This is a genomic window from Streptomyces sp. NPDC051563 (assembly GCF_044454225.1).
Taxonomy (GTDB): domain Bacteria; phylum Actinomycetota; class Actinomycetes; order Streptomycetales; family Streptomycetaceae; genus Streptomyces.
Genome location: NZ_JBITDL010000009.1, coordinates 34,948 through 48,680, shown reverse-complemented (window position 1 = coordinate 48,680; position 13,733 = coordinate 34,948). Strand labels below are relative to the sequence as shown.

13 protein-coding genes and 1 pseudogene are annotated in these 13,733 nt (G+C 71.2%); 9 read left to right on the top strand and 5 right to left on the bottom strand.

Annotated features, from left to right (window positions below):
• Positions 1–27: 27 nt before the first annotated feature.
• The 5 genes and pseudogenes from ACIA8F_RS12870 to ACIA8F_RS12850 all read left to right on the top strand — a co-directional run.
• Complete coding sequence (locus tag ACIA8F_RS12870; RefSeq protein ID WP_399378346.1) at positions 28–450, top strand: GPW/gp25 family protein; 423 nt, start codon at positions 28–30, stop codon at positions 448–450.
• On the top strand, positions 450–2,408 hold the full coding sequence (locus ACIA8F_RS12865) for a putative baseplate assembly protein (protein ID WP_399378345.1): 1,959 nt from the start codon (positions 450–452) through the stop codon (positions 2,406–2,408). The genes ACIA8F_RS12870 and ACIA8F_RS12865 overlap by 1 nt, the downstream gene beginning before the upstream one ends.
• A complete protein-coding gene (locus ACIA8F_RS12860) occupies positions 2,405–2,974 on the top strand; it encodes a phage tail protein (RefSeq protein WP_399378344.1) in 570 nt (189 codons plus the stop codon). The genes ACIA8F_RS12865 and ACIA8F_RS12860 overlap by 4 nt, the downstream gene beginning before the upstream one ends.
• Before the next feature lie 2 nt (positions 2,975–2,976).
• Positions 2,977–4,323 carry an NADase-type glycan-binding domain-containing protein gene (locus tag ACIA8F_RS12855; RefSeq protein WP_399378343.1) on the top strand — a complete coding sequence of 449 codons (1,347 nt, stop codon included), beginning with the start codon at positions 2,977–2,979 and terminating at the stop codon, positions 4,321–4,323.
• A gap of 135 nt (positions 4,324–4,458) precedes the next feature.
• Positions 4,459–4,632: pseudogene (locus ACIA8F_RS12850) on the top strand (Ku protein); the annotation flags it as partial.
• A gap of 8 nt (positions 4,633–4,640) precedes the next feature.
• On the opposite strand, the gene ACIA8F_RS12845 reads toward ACIA8F_RS12850, so the two are convergent.
• Positions 4,641–5,219: a TetR/AcrR family transcriptional regulator gene (locus tag ACIA8F_RS12845; RefSeq protein WP_399378342.1), complete on the bottom strand. Its 579-nt coding sequence runs from the start codon at positions 5,217–5,219 to the stop codon at positions 4,641–4,643.
• 349 nt (positions 5,220–5,568) lie between these two features.
• Between ACIA8F_RS12845 and ACIA8F_RS12840 the strand changes: the two genes are divergently transcribed.
• On the top strand, positions 5,569–6,267 hold the full coding sequence (locus tag ACIA8F_RS12840; RefSeq protein ID WP_399378341.1) for an ALF repeat-containing protein: 699 nt from the start codon (positions 5,569–5,571) through the stop codon (positions 6,265–6,267).
• 1,111 nt (positions 6,268–7,378) lie between these two features.
• Here the strand turns inward: ACIA8F_RS12840 and ACIA8F_RS12835 are convergent.
• Positions 7,379–7,936 (bottom strand): EF-hand domain-containing protein, encoded by a 558-nt coding sequence (locus ACIA8F_RS12835; protein WP_399378340.1) that lies wholly within the window; start codon positions 7,934–7,936, stop codon positions 7,379–7,381.
• 142 nt (positions 7,937–8,078) lie between these two features.
• On the opposite strand from ACIA8F_RS12835, the gene cqsA reads away from it, so the two are divergent.
• Both cqsA and ACIA8F_RS12825 read left to right on the top strand, forming a co-directional pair.
• Complete coding sequence (gene cqsA, locus ACIA8F_RS12830) at positions 8,079–9,266, top strand: alpha-hydroxyketone-type quorum-sensing autoinducer synthase (RefSeq protein WP_399378339.1); 1,188 nt, start codon at positions 8,079–8,081, stop codon at positions 9,264–9,266.
• Positions 9,267–10,025: 759 nt separating this feature from the next.
• Positions 10,026–10,676 (top strand): TMEM175 family protein, encoded by a 651-nt coding sequence (locus tag ACIA8F_RS12825; protein ID WP_399378338.1) that lies wholly within the window; start codon positions 10,026–10,028, stop codon positions 10,674–10,676.
• 302 nt (positions 10,677–10,978) lie between these two features.
• Here the strand turns inward: ACIA8F_RS12825 and ACIA8F_RS12820 are convergent, their stop codons facing one another.
• Together ACIA8F_RS12820 and ACIA8F_RS12815 are read right to left on the bottom strand one after the other, a co-directional pair.
• Positions 10,979–11,251, bottom strand: coding sequence for a hypothetical protein (locus ACIA8F_RS12820; protein ID WP_399378337.1), 273 nt, complete (start codon positions 11,249–11,251; stop codon positions 10,979–10,981).
• Between the two features lie 291 nt (positions 11,252–11,542).
• Positions 11,543–11,959 carry a hypothetical protein gene (locus ACIA8F_RS12815; RefSeq protein WP_399378336.1) on the bottom strand — a complete coding sequence of 139 codons (417 nt, stop codon included), beginning with the start codon at positions 11,957–11,959 and terminating at the stop codon, positions 11,543–11,545.
• A gap of 186 nt (positions 11,960–12,145) precedes the next feature.
• Between ACIA8F_RS12815 and ACIA8F_RS12810 the strand changes: the two genes are divergently transcribed.
• Positions 12,146–12,409, top strand: coding sequence for a hypothetical protein (locus ACIA8F_RS12810; RefSeq protein ID WP_399378335.1), 264 nt, complete (start codon positions 12,146–12,148; stop codon positions 12,407–12,409).
• Between the two features lie 256 nt (positions 12,410–12,665).
• Here ACIA8F_RS12810 and ACIA8F_RS12805 read toward each other — a convergent pair whose 3' ends face one another.
• Positions 12,666–13,253 carry a hypothetical protein gene (locus ACIA8F_RS12805; protein WP_399378334.1) on the bottom strand — a complete coding sequence of 196 codons (588 nt, stop codon included), beginning with the start codon at positions 13,251–13,253 and terminating at the stop codon, positions 12,666–12,668.
• Positions 13,254–13,733 lie beyond the last annotated feature (480 nt).

Below are 13,733 nucleotides of genomic sequence, written 5' to 3'. Positions count from 1 at the left end.
GACGGACACCCCGACGGGAGGCGGGCGATGAGCGAGCGGTTCATCGGCCGGGGCTGGGGATTCCCCCTGCGCGTCGGACCGACCGGGGGCATCGCCCTCGTAGAACGGGAGCGGGAGATCGAGGAGGCGATCCGTCTGGTGCTCGGCACCGCGCCCGGCGAGCGCCCCATGCGCCCCGAGTTCGGCTGCGGCATCCACGACTACGTCTTCGCCCCCGGCGACGGCGCCACCGCCGGCCGCGTCGCGCAGCAGGTGCGGGAGGCCCTGGAGCGGTGGGAGCCGCGGATCACCGTGGACGACGTGGCCGTCGCCTTCGACGCGGTCGAGGACGGCACCCTCTACATCGACGTGCACTACACCCTGCGTTCCACCAACGACCGGCGCAACCTGGTCTTCCCCTTCTACACGATCCCCTCCGAGGAGGGGGCCGAGGAAACGGTCGCCGACTGATGGCCCTGCCCTCCCCGAACCTGGACGACCGCCGGTTCCAGCAGCTCGTCGACGAGGCGAAGCGGTACGTGCAGCAGCGCGCCCCGGAGTGGACCGACCACAACGTCTCCGACCCGGGCGTCACCCTGATCGAGACGTTCGCCTATCTCGTCGACCAAGTGCTCTACCGGCTCAACCGGGTCCCGGACAAGAACTACCACGCCTTCCTCGACCTCCTCGGCATCCGGCTGTTCCCGCCGACCGCGGCCGCCGCCGACGTCGACTTCTGGCTGTCCGCCCCACAGGCCGACACCGTCACCCTGCCGCCCGGCACCGAGGTGACCACCGCGGGCGGCGAGGCCTACGAGGCCGTGGTGTTCGCCACCACCGGGGAACTGCGCATCCTGCCGAGCGAGCTGACGCGCCTGGTGACCGCCTCCCGGACCGGCGAGCAGCACGACCGGACCGGCATGCTCGCCGAGGGACTCGACGTCACCTGCTTCCAGGCCACCCCGGAACCCGGCGACGCGCTGCTGTTCGGGATGCCCACGGCGGTGCCGCGCTGCATCGTCGCCGTACGCCTCGACAGCCGCGTCGAGGGCGTCGGCGTCGACCCGCGCCAGCCCCCGCTCGTGTGGGAGGCGTGGAACGGCGGCGGCTGGCAGGTCTGCGAGACCGGCGACGACACCACCGGCGGCCTCAACCGGCCCGGAGAGGTCGTCGTCCACGTACCCGCCGGCCACGTGGCGTCCGTGATCGGCGGGACCCGGGCCGGGTGGCTGCGCTGCCGGGTCACCGAGGCGGAAGAGGGCCAGCCGTTCTACTCGGAGTCCCCGACGGTCCGCGAGGCGGCCGTCTTCACCGTCGGCGGCACCATGCCCGCCGAGCACGCCGAGACGGTTACCGACGTACCGCTCGGTGTCTCGGAGGGCGTCGCGGGGCAGACCTTCCGGCTCGGCCGGCCGCCGGTCCTGCTCGACGCCGGGCCGCCCTTGGTCGAGGTGTCCTCCGAGGAGGGCTGGCAGCGCTGGGAGGTGGTCGAGCACTTCGGCCGCTCCCTCCCCACCGACCGGCACGTCCGGGTGGACGCCACCGACGGCGAGTTCACCTTCCCCCCGGCACTGCGGGAACCGGACGGGACCCTGCGGCAGTGCGGCGCGGTACCCCCCAAGGGCGCGCGGATCCGCGTCGCCCGCTACCGCACCGGCGGCGGCACCGCGGGCAACGTCGCCCGCGGCGCGATCTCCGTCCTGCTCAGCTCCGTTCCGTACGTGGCCCGGGTCACCAACCGGGAGGCGGCGCGCGGCGGAGTCGCGGGGGAGAGCGTCCACAACGCCCGGCTGCGCGCACCCGAGGCGCTGCGCATGCAGGACCGCGCGGTGACCGCCGAGGACTACGAGATAATCAGCCGTCAGGCCGCGCCCTCGGTGCGCCGGGTGCGCTGCCTGCCGGCCGCGGACACGCCGGGCGCGGTACGGGTCCTGGTGGTGCCGGACGCCGTCGCCGACGAGGGTGACGACCGGCTCCGCTTCGAGCAGCTGATCCCCGGCGAGCAGATGCTCTCGAAGATCACCGCGAGCCTCGACGAACGCCGCCTCATCGGCACCCGCCTCGTGGTGGAACCGCCGGTGTACCAGGGCTTCACCGTGGTCGCCCGCCTCGTCGCCGCCCCCGGCGAGGTGGACGCGGTCCGCACGGCGGCCCTGGACGCCCTGTTCCGCCACTTCAACCCGCTGACCGGCGGTCCGGACGGCACCGGATGGCCGTTCGGCCGGCCCGTCCAGTACGGCGAGGTCTTCGGCGTCCTGCAACGCGCCGCGGGCAACGCGCTGGTCGAGGAGATCCGCCTGTTCCCGGCCGACCCGGTCACCGGCCGGCGCGGCGCCCCCGTGGACCGCATCGACATCGGCCCCGGCGCCCTCGTCTTCTCCTACCGGCACCAGGTGGTCGTGTCCGCCGGCGGACCGGAGGGACGATGAGCCGCGCGGCGATACCCGGGCTGCCCAGCAGGCACCCCATCGGGGAGCAACTGCCCGCGCTCTACGCCGACGACCACCTTGCGCAACGCCTCACCGCCGGCCTCGACACGGTCCTCGCCCCGGTCTTCTCCACCCTCGACAACCTGCCCGCCTACTTCGATCCCCGCCTGGCGCCGCCGGACTTCCTGGTGTGGCTGGCGTCCTGGGTGGCCGCCGCCGACGATCCGCGCCGGCCCCTGGAGCGGCGCCGGGAGACGGTCGCCCGCGCTGTGCAACTGCACCGCTGGCGCGGCACGAAACGGGGCCTGGCCGAGGCACTGCACCTCGCGCTGGACGTGCGTACCGAGATCGTCGGCGACGGCGGTGCGGTCTGGTCGGACTCCGCGGGCTGCGACCTGCCGCCGGAGCCCGCCGCCGAACTGCTCGTCCGCATCGTCCCCGACGGGACGCGGCCCGGACGGGTGGACGCCGACCGGGTCCACGAGATCGTCCGCGCTATGTGCCCGGTGCACATCGCGTTCCGGGTGGAGGTCGTCACCGGCCCGCCCGCAGAGGAAGGGAGCTGACCATGCGCGCGTGTCCCTCGTGCGGGGCCGCCAACGACCCCGCCGACGACTTCTGCGGCAACTGCGGTGCCTATCTGGGCTGGTCGGACGAGCCCACGAGCCCCGGCACACCTGCCGCTCCGCCGCCGCCCGCCGGATCTCCGGAGCGTACGGCCGTGCCACCGGTGAGCACCGCCGGACCGGGGGGCGACACGGGCCCGGACGAGAACGGGGCAGCGCCCGTGACCGCCCCCGACGCCCCCTCCGGCGCCCCGGGCGACGAAGCCCCGAACGGCGCACACCCCGCACGCGGAGACGACGAGGAGCACGCCACTCCGCAGTCGGCCGGCCCGGCCCCGGATGCACCGGCACCGAATGCACCGGCCCCGGACACGGTGGTGGCCCGGACCCGGGGGTCCCTCACCGGGGCGGCCCGGACGCGGTTCCCCCGGCCCCGGACCGCCCGGCCCTCGGACACCCCGCCGACCGGCACCGGGGACCCCGTACGCCCCGCCGACCCGGCGCCCGCACCTGACCCGGCACCCGTCCCGGCCGCCCGCCCGCCGAGCGCCCCCGCCACGCCGGTCCACGACCCGGTCCTGCCCGTGCTCCCGGCGAAGGCCGTCGCGCCCCGTCCGGTCGTACGGCACGCGGCGGTGCAGGACGAGGGGAGCGGGCAGCCCTGCCCGGTGTGCGGGACACCCAACCGGCCGGAGCGGAAGTTCTGCCGGCGCTGCGCCGCGAAGCTGCGTCCGGCACCGAAGGCCGCGCCGCTGCCGTGGTGGCGGACGGTGTGGCCGTTCCGGCGCCGGGCGCGGGCGGGTTCGGGCCGGGGGGTGCGCTTCGCCGTGATCCTCGCGGTCGTGCTCGCGCTGTGCGCCGCCGGGTTTCTCATGCTGCCGGCGGGACGCGTGCTGATCGAGGACGTCCGGGACAAGCTGGGTAAGGCCACGCCCATCACCCCCGTACGGGTCGAGGCGAGCGGCGAGCTCCCCGGGCACCCCGCGACCAACACCACGGACGGCTTGAACAACAAGTACTGGGCGGCCCCCGAGCCGGGCGCCTCGGTGACGTACACCTTCCGCAAGCCGTTCCGGCTGGTCGACCTGATCATCACCAACGGCGCGTCCACGACCCCGGAGGCGTACGCCCGCCAAGCACGCGCGCTCCAGGTGGACCTGGAGGTGACGACGACGGACGGCACCCACCGCACCAAGGAATTCACCCTCAGCGACAAACCGGGCCCGCACACGATCCAGACCGGGATCAGCGAAGTCAGGACAATCCGCCTGACGCTGCGCTCACCCGTGGACCTGTCCCCGGAACGCCACCTGGCGCTGGCAGAAGTGGAGTTCTTCAAAAGAGGCTGAAGGCGAACCGAGACCGCTGAGGAATCCCGCCCGACGAGGTCCGCCGACCCCGGAGCCGCTCCCGGATCCCGCCCCAAGCGGCCGGCCATTTCGCCGGTCCGGTCGCCTACTGGTGGCGGAGGGTGCCCTTGAGGTCTTCCCTGGCCGACCACGAAGGCGATCGAGATCGTGGCGTTTGCGCCGGCCTCCGCGAAGCCGTACGTCCTGCGGCGCATGGCCCTGGAGCGCTCCAGCAAGGTGGCCGTCGCGAAGGTCGCGCCCCGCGGCCGCGAGCGTCTCGCCCTGCTCCGGGTCGTCGGTGAGGACCTGTCTACAGGTCAGCGCTGACTGGGGGCAGGTCTCAGCACGGGCAGGAGTGTGGTGAGGACCGTTTCCATGAACCCCTCGGGCACAGGGCGGGTGCGCAGCAGCCAGGTGTGGTAGATCGGCCCGTAGATGAGCTCGACCGCCAGCTCGAGGTCGAGGTCGGCGCGGATCTGTCCGGCGTCACGGGCTTTGGCGAGGCGGGCGACGCATTCATTGATGGAGACACGCAGAATGCGGGCGACGCCGTCGGCCGCGGCCTCGTCGGACTGGGCGGCGCTGATCAGTCCGCGCCAGATCGCGCCGAACTCCGTGGTGAACATCCGCATGACGCTCGCGGTCTGCGCGATCAGGTCCGCGTAGATGTCGCCGGTGTCGGGAAAACCGGCGGAGGTGTCCCGGGCGTTCTCTACGGCCTCGATGAGGATGGCGGCCTTGGAGGGCCACCACCGGTAGATGGTCGTTTTCCCGACACCCGCACGTACCGCGATCCCCTCGATCGTGACCGCGGCGAACCCCCGCTCGGCGCAGAGGCCGAAAGCGGCCTCGATGATGGCCTGACGGGCCTCTTCGTTACGGATGGCGGGACTCACGGACCGACTTTACCCAACGCCAGATCTTGTGTTGACAGCCTCAGGTTCCGGCCACACAATGATCACGCAACGATGCGTTTCGTATCGGTTGCGCAGCGGGGGCGTCGCCGGTACCTGCATCTCGGGTACCGGCACGACGCCCAGGCGGACCTGCGACCTCAACATCTCCTGAAGCTGCGGGAGATGGAGGTGCAGTGAAGCGGAACGCTGTGGCAGCCGAGGAACCTGGGAACCGGAGGGAACGGTGCCGAACGAGGTCTCCGGTCATCAGCGAAACGACTCGAGTGCGCGTAGGGGAATTTCGTAAATTCGGGAATCGATCACTGGTCGGTTCCAACGAGGGGGACTCATGAACACGACCCGTGCGGCGGTCGTCCTGGCCGCCACCGCTCTGACTCCGGCTCTGCTGCTCGCCACACCTGCGTTCGCTGCGGCTCCGGCTGCCACGTCCACGTCGGCTGTGATCAACTCCGATGCGGACAACGGCGTCGCGATCGCCCGGATCTTGGCGGATCCTGCGTCGGGTAAGGCTGTGAAGCGTGAGGCCAACAAGGCGCTCAGCGGTACGCCGGCCGACCGGGTCGCGTTCCTCGCTACCGGCTACGCGAAGGCCCAGGACGAGGACAACGCCGTCGCGATCGCCCGGATCTTGGCGGATCCTGCGTCGGGTAGGGCTGTGAAGCGTGAGGCCAACAAGGCGCTCAGCGGTACGCCGGCCGACCGGGTCGCGTTCCTCGCCACCGGCTATGCGAAGGCCCAGGACGAGGACAATGCCGTGACGATCTCCCGGATCCTGGCGGATCCTGCGTCGGGTAAGGCCGTGAAGCGTGAGGCCAACAAGGCGCTCAGCGGTACGCCGGCAGACCGGACAGCCTTCCTGCAGGCTGGACTGCGGCTTGCTCAGGCCGAGGACGACCGCGTCGCCGTCGCCCGCATCCTGGCCCGCCCCGACATCAGCGACGCTCTGCGGGCCGCAGCCAATAAGGCTCTCAGCGGCACACCTGAGGAACTGCGCTACTTCATCACGATCGGCCAGTACCAGGTCTGACCAGATTGACCGGGCCCCACAGCGGCAGCAGCCGGTCCTTCGCTGCGAACCGAGCGAGTTGGCCCGGGGCGGTGGCGGAGTGCCATGCGGTCGCGAGGGTCCGTGCAACTTGTAGCCAAGCACAGCCCCGGGAAGGCCATCCGACGGAATCGGCATCGAGCGCGTGCCATTGAGGCGCAGAGCTGTCGGGGAGACCGAGACGTTCCGCCTACGCGGTGAGGCGAAGGCGGTGGCCGACGCCGGACTGCTGCTGACTGAGACGGCTGCGGGGGCGGGCGCCGTCGCCTAGGGAACCGACCGTACGACGCCTTCGAGGACGAGGACGAGGACGAGAACGCGGGCTCCCGGGCCTCGGCCCGGGAGCGTCCGCACGGGTTAGCCCGGGGGGAACCGCGGACGCCGTCCGGTCCGGATCGTCCGGCCCCACTGCCCTCGCCGCTGAACTCGAGGAGCATCCGTCGGACGGCCCGCCCGGCTGCCCGTCGGCGAGCCGTCTTCCGAAGCGCTCACCGAAGACGCGCAGTCTGCTGCCCTCGCGATGCGCCTCGCCGACGCCGTACAACCGCATCGACGTATGCCCCCGGAAAAGGGGGTTCGGTTCCTCCGAACCTCGCCGGTTGAAACCCGGACGGCTTCGGGCACGTCGAGGCCAGCTACGAGCCGGGTGACGCGGCTGACGAGCTGGTTCAGGGCCTCTTCGGAATCCGCTGCCCGGTCCCCGTGATCGTCGCCGGCGAATCCCACGGCGAGGGCACGGGCCAGTGCCCACACGGGGCCGCCGACGGCAGCGGGGACGGCGTAGGCCTCGGACAGGGAGGCGAGAGCCCTGCGGGTCCCTTCGCCACGGACCAGTCCCTCGAGGGAGGCGACCGCACTGTCCGGCTGAGACCGGGTTTCGTGGAGAGCTCGGTTCCCGGACCCGCACGTCCGGGTGGATGGACCCCTCTGGTGGCAGGGCCCTTCGCCGTGACCACGGTCGGCCTGCCCCAGCTGGTGGTGGGGCAGGCCGGGGCCGCAGGACGGGACCGTTTCGGCGGGGATCCGTCGGCCGCCTCGCGCCGGTCGGGAGGGCTGCCGCCCCGCCGGGGGCCGGGGGCCGGGGGCCGGGGGGTTAGAGGTTGCCGAAGAGCCAGTTGCCGGGGGCCTGGGGATCTTCGCTGGTGTAGTACTCCTCGGTGGCGCGGCGGATCTCATCGCGGTCGAGGTGGCCGTCGCCGTCGGTGTCGAGCTTGGCGAAGGCAACGGTCAGGTCGACGGGGGAGGCCCCGAGGGACTTGATGTACATGGTGTGGAACTCGGCCTCGTCGATACGGCCGTTGCCGTCGGTGTCGGCGATGTCCATCCAGGCGTCGACCATCACGTTCAGGCGCTCGAGGATGCCCTCGCGGTCGTTGGCGACGGCCTTCTTCATCCCGGCGATGAACTCCGCCCGGTCCAGGACCCCGTCGCGGTCGGCGTCCATGGTGGACAGGTCGTGGATCCACAGCTGGGTGAAGGCCTGACGCAGTCGGGTGATCTTCACGGCGTCGCCGCTGGAATCGAACGCGCCGGCCAGGCGGTCGCTCAGGGCCAGGAGGTCTTCCTCGCGCAGGTCGCCGTCCGCGTCCGCGTCGAGCAGGGCGAAAGCGCGGCCGAGCTTGACGTCCAGCACTCCGGTAGCAGCATTCACAGGGCTTCTCCTCGATATCAGCCTGTACAGGGCCAAAGATCACCCGATGGTGATCACATGGGAGGAAACGATCGGCCATCTGCTTTGATACGGCTTCCCACCCGATCGAAGTCGTCCGACCGCCGGCAAGAGGCCCACGTCCATGACAGCCACCACCATTACGGCCCCGCGTCTTCCCGAACGCTTTCGCCAGGGCGTCGAGCAGCACCTGGAGCGCGTGCGCCGGCACTGGGACGGCCGCCACCCCCTGCACGGCCGACCCCCGAGCCCGGGCGCGATCCGCGTCGACCACAACGACTACCTCGCTCTGGCCCGCCACCCACGCATCGTCACGGCCATGACCGACGCCCTGCACACCCACGGCACCGACGCGCTGATGTCCGGGGTGTTCCTCTACGGCGACCACCCCCAACTCCGTCTGGAACGCCGGCTCGCCGCGCACATGGGGGCCCCGGCCGGGATCCTGTGCCAGTCCGGGTGGGCCGCGAACACCGGACTGCTCCAGGCCCTGGCGGTCCCCGGCACCCCGGTCTACATCGACATGCTGGCCCACATGTCCCTGTGGGAGGGCGCCCGTGCCGCCGGCGCGGTGGTGCGCGGCTTCCGCCACAACGACATGCGGCACCTGTCCCGGCGACTGGCCGAGTACGGGCCGGGGATCATCCTGGTCGACTCCCTCTACAGCACCGACGGCAGCGTCTGCCCCCTGGCCGAGACCGCGGCCCTGGCCCAGGAGCATGAGTGTGTCCTGGTCGTCGACGAATCCCACTGCCTGGGCACCCGCGGCTCCCTCGGAGAGGGCACCACCGCCGAACTGGGCCTGACCGGGCAGGTCCATTTCCGCACCGCCAGCCTCTCCAAGGCCTTCGCCGGCCGGGCCGGCTTCATTGCCTCCTGCGACGAGGACTTCACCGGACACTTCAAAATGGCCTCCCACCCGGCCGTGTTCAGCTCCACTCTGCTGCCCCACGACCTCGCGGGCCTGGCCGAGACCCTCGCCCTGATCCGCGAGGACACCTGGCGCCGCCCACGCCTGCACACCATCGCCGCGCACGTCCGCCAGGAACTCGGCGCGGCCGGTATCGATCTGCAGGGCTCCCGCAGCCACATCATCGCCCTCACCGCAGGCGACGAATGGCAGGTCATGGCATTGCGTGACGCTCTCGAAGGTGACGGCGTCCACGGCGCGGTGTTCTGCCCGCCCGCCACCCCCCGCACCCGCAGCCTGGTCCGCCTCTCCCTCCACGCGGCCCTCACCGACCCCCAGGTCGATCACCTCATCACCGCCTGCCTACGCCACTGCCAGCCACTTTCAGGCCTACGGGAGTGAGCCTCCGGGAGGGGCTGCCGAGGCTGCGAGCGGGGCCCGGCGTCACGTCCCCGCGCCCGATCGGCGTGCCCAACCCGGTCCGCCACCGATCGCTCGCTCGTCGCACCCGGGCAGTGCTCGTGCGGGGCGACGGGATGGATTGCGGCCCGTCACGGTGTCCAGTGGTGGGTCGTTGGGCTGGTCATGGACCAGAGAACCGTTCCAGCACCAAGGTGTGCCACCAGGCCGGAGCCGTGGCTGGGGCCGGTTGGCGGGTTGATGTCGGATTCGCCGATCTACGACGCCGTGAAACGGCAATGGCTCCAGGGGCCGGGTGGTTGCCGCTACGGGAGGATCCGTCGGGCGGGCGACGGGGCCGGCATCGGTCCTTCGAATCCGACCATTTCCATCGCGGCTGACCAGCGGGGCGGCTCAAGGCCACTATCGGCGAGCCCTAGCTACGAGGCGGTGCCAGGCTCCTCGACTCGGCCTTGGGCCAGGGCAGGGCGCGGCGACGATCAGCTGCGCGCGGTGGCACCGTCACGCGGAGCTCACCGTGGCCGGTATCCGGCCCGAGGTTCTTTCCGCGTGGTCGTACGGAAAGCCGCGCCTGCTCGCATTGATCGAAGCGGTCGCGAAGGAGGACGGCTCTTTCGGCACCTGGGCCCTCGCCACAGGGGCCACCCCGAGCACCGCAGGGTCGTGGGGAGCGCCGGCTGAGGTAGGTTCGATCCTTTTGCTCCGGAAATCTCATTTCCGTTGCTTTGGGAGCATGGTGGCATGGCGGTTCGGGATCCGGGCGGGGCGGAAAGGGCCGAGGGGAGCCCGGACCGGCTGATGGCCTCGTCGGACGGGATCTACGCGATCGTGCTGACGCTCCTGGTGCTGGACATCAAGGTGTCCGACGGTCTCGATGCCGCGGCGTTCCGACAAGCGGTCGTTGACCTGTGGCCGCAACTGGCGGCCTATCTGTGGAGGTTCTACATCCTGGCGACGTTCTGGCGCGATCACCGAAGACCGTTCCTGCGCGTGCGCCGTGTGGACACGCTCTTGTTGCGGCTCACCCTGGCCTCGCTGGGCGCCGTCGCCCTGCTGCCCTTCACCACCGGACTGCTGGCCGAGTACCGCACCCAGTCGCTTACCATTGCCCTGTACGCGGCCGTCATCACCTGCATCGTGGGCCTGCACCTGACCATCGCCGCCACCGTCTGGCGCCGAAAGGAACTCCAGGCCGACCACGTCAGCGACCAGCTCGGCAGCGCGGTCGTCCGGGACCTGGGCGTCACCGTCATCGTCTTCGCCCTCTCGGTACCCGCCGCCTTCGTCTCGCCGGTAGCCGCGCTATGTCTGTGGATCTTGCTCATCCCGGCCAAGGTCGTCACAGGGCGACACACCCGTATCGCAAACCGAAGCACCGGCATCGGCCGCTGACGTCCAGAGCGCCACGTACCCCGGCGCCCACCGACCCTTCGAGGCGGTTCGGATCGGGATCCGGCAGACCGGGGACGTGGGCGAAATCGATTGGGGCGGATGCGCCGGGCGGACGCCGACACCTCCTGGACCCGCGCGTTCCCGCACTACGAGCGCCTGGTGGCCGAGGAGTTGCCCAGGCACCTTGCCCGCGGCAGCGGAACTGGCAGCGCCGCCGGCGACTGGTGCGTGCACCCCCGTCGAGGGCCTGCTGGACGGGGCCACCGTGCTCGACCACACCGCGCCGCAGCTAGGACCGGCCCTCAGCGCAGGACGTTGGCCCAGTTGTCCAAGATCGACGGAAGCTCATTGGCGTCCACCCACGCCCGGAACAGCTGGTGTCCATGACCTTCGGCCCGTTCCTCGGGAGTGCCGGTATAGACCGCGACGATCGCACGATCGTGCATCAGGGCTTCATCTCGCTGACCGTTCGCCTCCTTCCACACGATCACGTGGCCCTGACGATACGTCAGCGGCCCTATGGCATACGTCTCTTCTCCGGCCTCGGGGATGCCGGGGTCTCCATTTACGTTCATGGGCCCGGAGCTTATGCCTGCTGCCCTGACTTCGAGGTGGGGATGAGAAATCCATTCGATCCTGCGTGGTGAGAGGCTTGAAGCCGATGTGTGACCAGACGGTCACCATCTGCCTTCGACCAACCCGCGGCCCCTCCCGCTTCGATTGGCCGCCGTACGCGGCCACGGCCGGGTCTCAGGGTCTACGGATCACGGCGCCGGGACGAGCCGCTCCACGCCGAGGCCCCAGCGGCCAGTGGCGCGGGGGACCGAGGCCGAGGAACCCCGCCATCGTCTTCAGTAGCTGGCCTGTCAGCGGTCCGCCGCCGCACTTCGAGGGGCTCGCCGAGTACGAGCGCCGCCTGGAGACGCTGTTGACCTCCGGTGTCGTAGCCGACCGTTGTCGTAGGCGAAGCTCCAGTACCCGCCGGTCAGCTTGCAGCCGGCCTCAACCTGAGGCACCGTCACCACCTCGGCCAGGAATACCTCCCGGCGGGTGTTGCAGCCGTCCCCGGAGTTCAGGCCCTTGTTCCAGTGCATGTAGAGGCCCCGCTCGTAGCCCTCGCGGTGCTCAGCGGCGACGGGGAGCCGGTCGATCGCCTCGAACAACGGCAGCGGTGCCCGCACCCCGACCGCGCCCCGCGCCGCGGCGGCGGTGCTGTGGACGAAGCCGTGCTGGGCGGGGGAGCTGGCCTTCGCGGGCGGCGTGTTGGCAGCGGCCGGCAGCACGGTGGTGGTCAGCAGGGGAGGGCGGCGAGCGCGAGTGCGGGCAGGCCACGGCTCAGCAATTTGTTGATCATGGTCGGTTTGTAGCCGGGTACGAGGTTGGTGTGGAAGGGGGCGGCATGGATGCCGGTGCCCGGTGGCAGGATCCGACGGGTCCAACGAGGCACGTATAAGGGACAGGGCATCAGGTTGAGCCGTCGGGAACGGGTCGCCTCGGACGGCTTCCTCCTCGCCGCCGGGGTCACCGCAGTCGGCTGGGGCGCGGCCCACTACGGCTTCGACCGGACCGCACACCTGGCCTTCACCCCGAGCCTGCTCCTGGTGCTCGTCACAGCCTGCCGCACCGTGTTCCACGGCCTGACCCTCGTACGGCTCCCACAGCCACGCATTCCGGCGTCGGAGGCAGTCCGCCGTCACGCGGCCCGCCAGGCCGGGATGGACCCCGATGCGTGACGCAAACTGAGGGCCCCACGACCAACCGGCCCTCATACCAGCGCGACGGTTCCTCGGGCACGGATCGATCGTCACACCTGTGAGCGACCCGGACTCGGGCGACTCGACGACACGCGAGAGCCTTCGTCTGCACCGTGTCGTCGCGCACGAAGCGTCATCAGGTTGCCTTTCGCGATCAACGCTCGTGTCCACCAAGAAGTCGCGGAGCCTTCGCGTACGTGCTCACGTGGAGAGCCGTGTAGCACGCAGTGGGCGCTCAGTGCCCGTTCTGTGCCTTGACGCAGGAGTTCTCGAAGGCGGGCAGGGAGATCGTGCCCTGTCCGGGTGGTCCGTCCCTGTACTCAGCGACGATCCTCCATCCGCGCTGGTCCAGGAGCACCTTGGAGGTCCAGACCTCGCCCGTCTTGTCTTTCACCTGCTCCGGCTTCCCGGCCTGCTTCCATCCGCGCCGGCCCAGCTCGCGCAGCGTCGCCTCGAACCTTGCATGGTCGAGCGGTGCGTCATCGCTCTCGAATCCCTTGAAGGCGACGACGCACGACGACAGCGAGCCGGGCTCGGCGTCCTCGGGCATGGCGGCCCATTCCGCATCGGTCGCCGGGGCCTTCGCGGCCGCCGCCGAGGTGTCGAGGTCCGCGCGCACGACCTCCCGCGTAAGGGGCCCGGTGCCCTCCGGCCGGGGGGACACCGCGACGGACGCGGCTCCCGCCCCGGTGCCCTCCGGCGAGGGGGAGACCGAGGCGGCCGCGGCTCCGGTGCCTTCCGGTCGGGGGGAGGCCGAGGCGGACGTGGCTCCTGTGCCGGTGTCACCGCAGCCCGCCGCGCCGAGCGCGATCGTCGCTGCCATCACAGCAGCCCACTTCGTCCTACTCATAGCCCCACCCCAGGTCAGGGGGCTGCTCGCCCCCGTGTTCGGGGGAGGAGTCTGCCACGGGCATGCGTCGGAGCGGCTACCGGGGCCTCCGGTGGGAACAGGGGGCAGCGAGTTCGCTACGGTGCCCCGGGTTGCCTGCTGGAACCGGACCACCGCTGCCGCCCAGGCCTCCTCGCTGGGGGACATACCGGTGGCCCCCTGCACGTCGCCCGTGGGGTTTCGACCCCTCTGTCCCCACGAGCATGTCGGAGCAGCTGCGCCAGAGCTACCGGACTGCTCTGGGGGCGGAGGCGCAACCTGCTGGGAGACGGCGGGCGTCCGAGTGGGCGGTCCCTCCGGAGCTGCTGAGGCGCGCGAGCTCTGCGTGCCGGGGGGCTGTTCCAGAATTCTGGAACAGCCCCCCGGGGCCGGGGCCAACCTCTGGCCCAGCTGTCCCTGACTCCGGCTACCGCG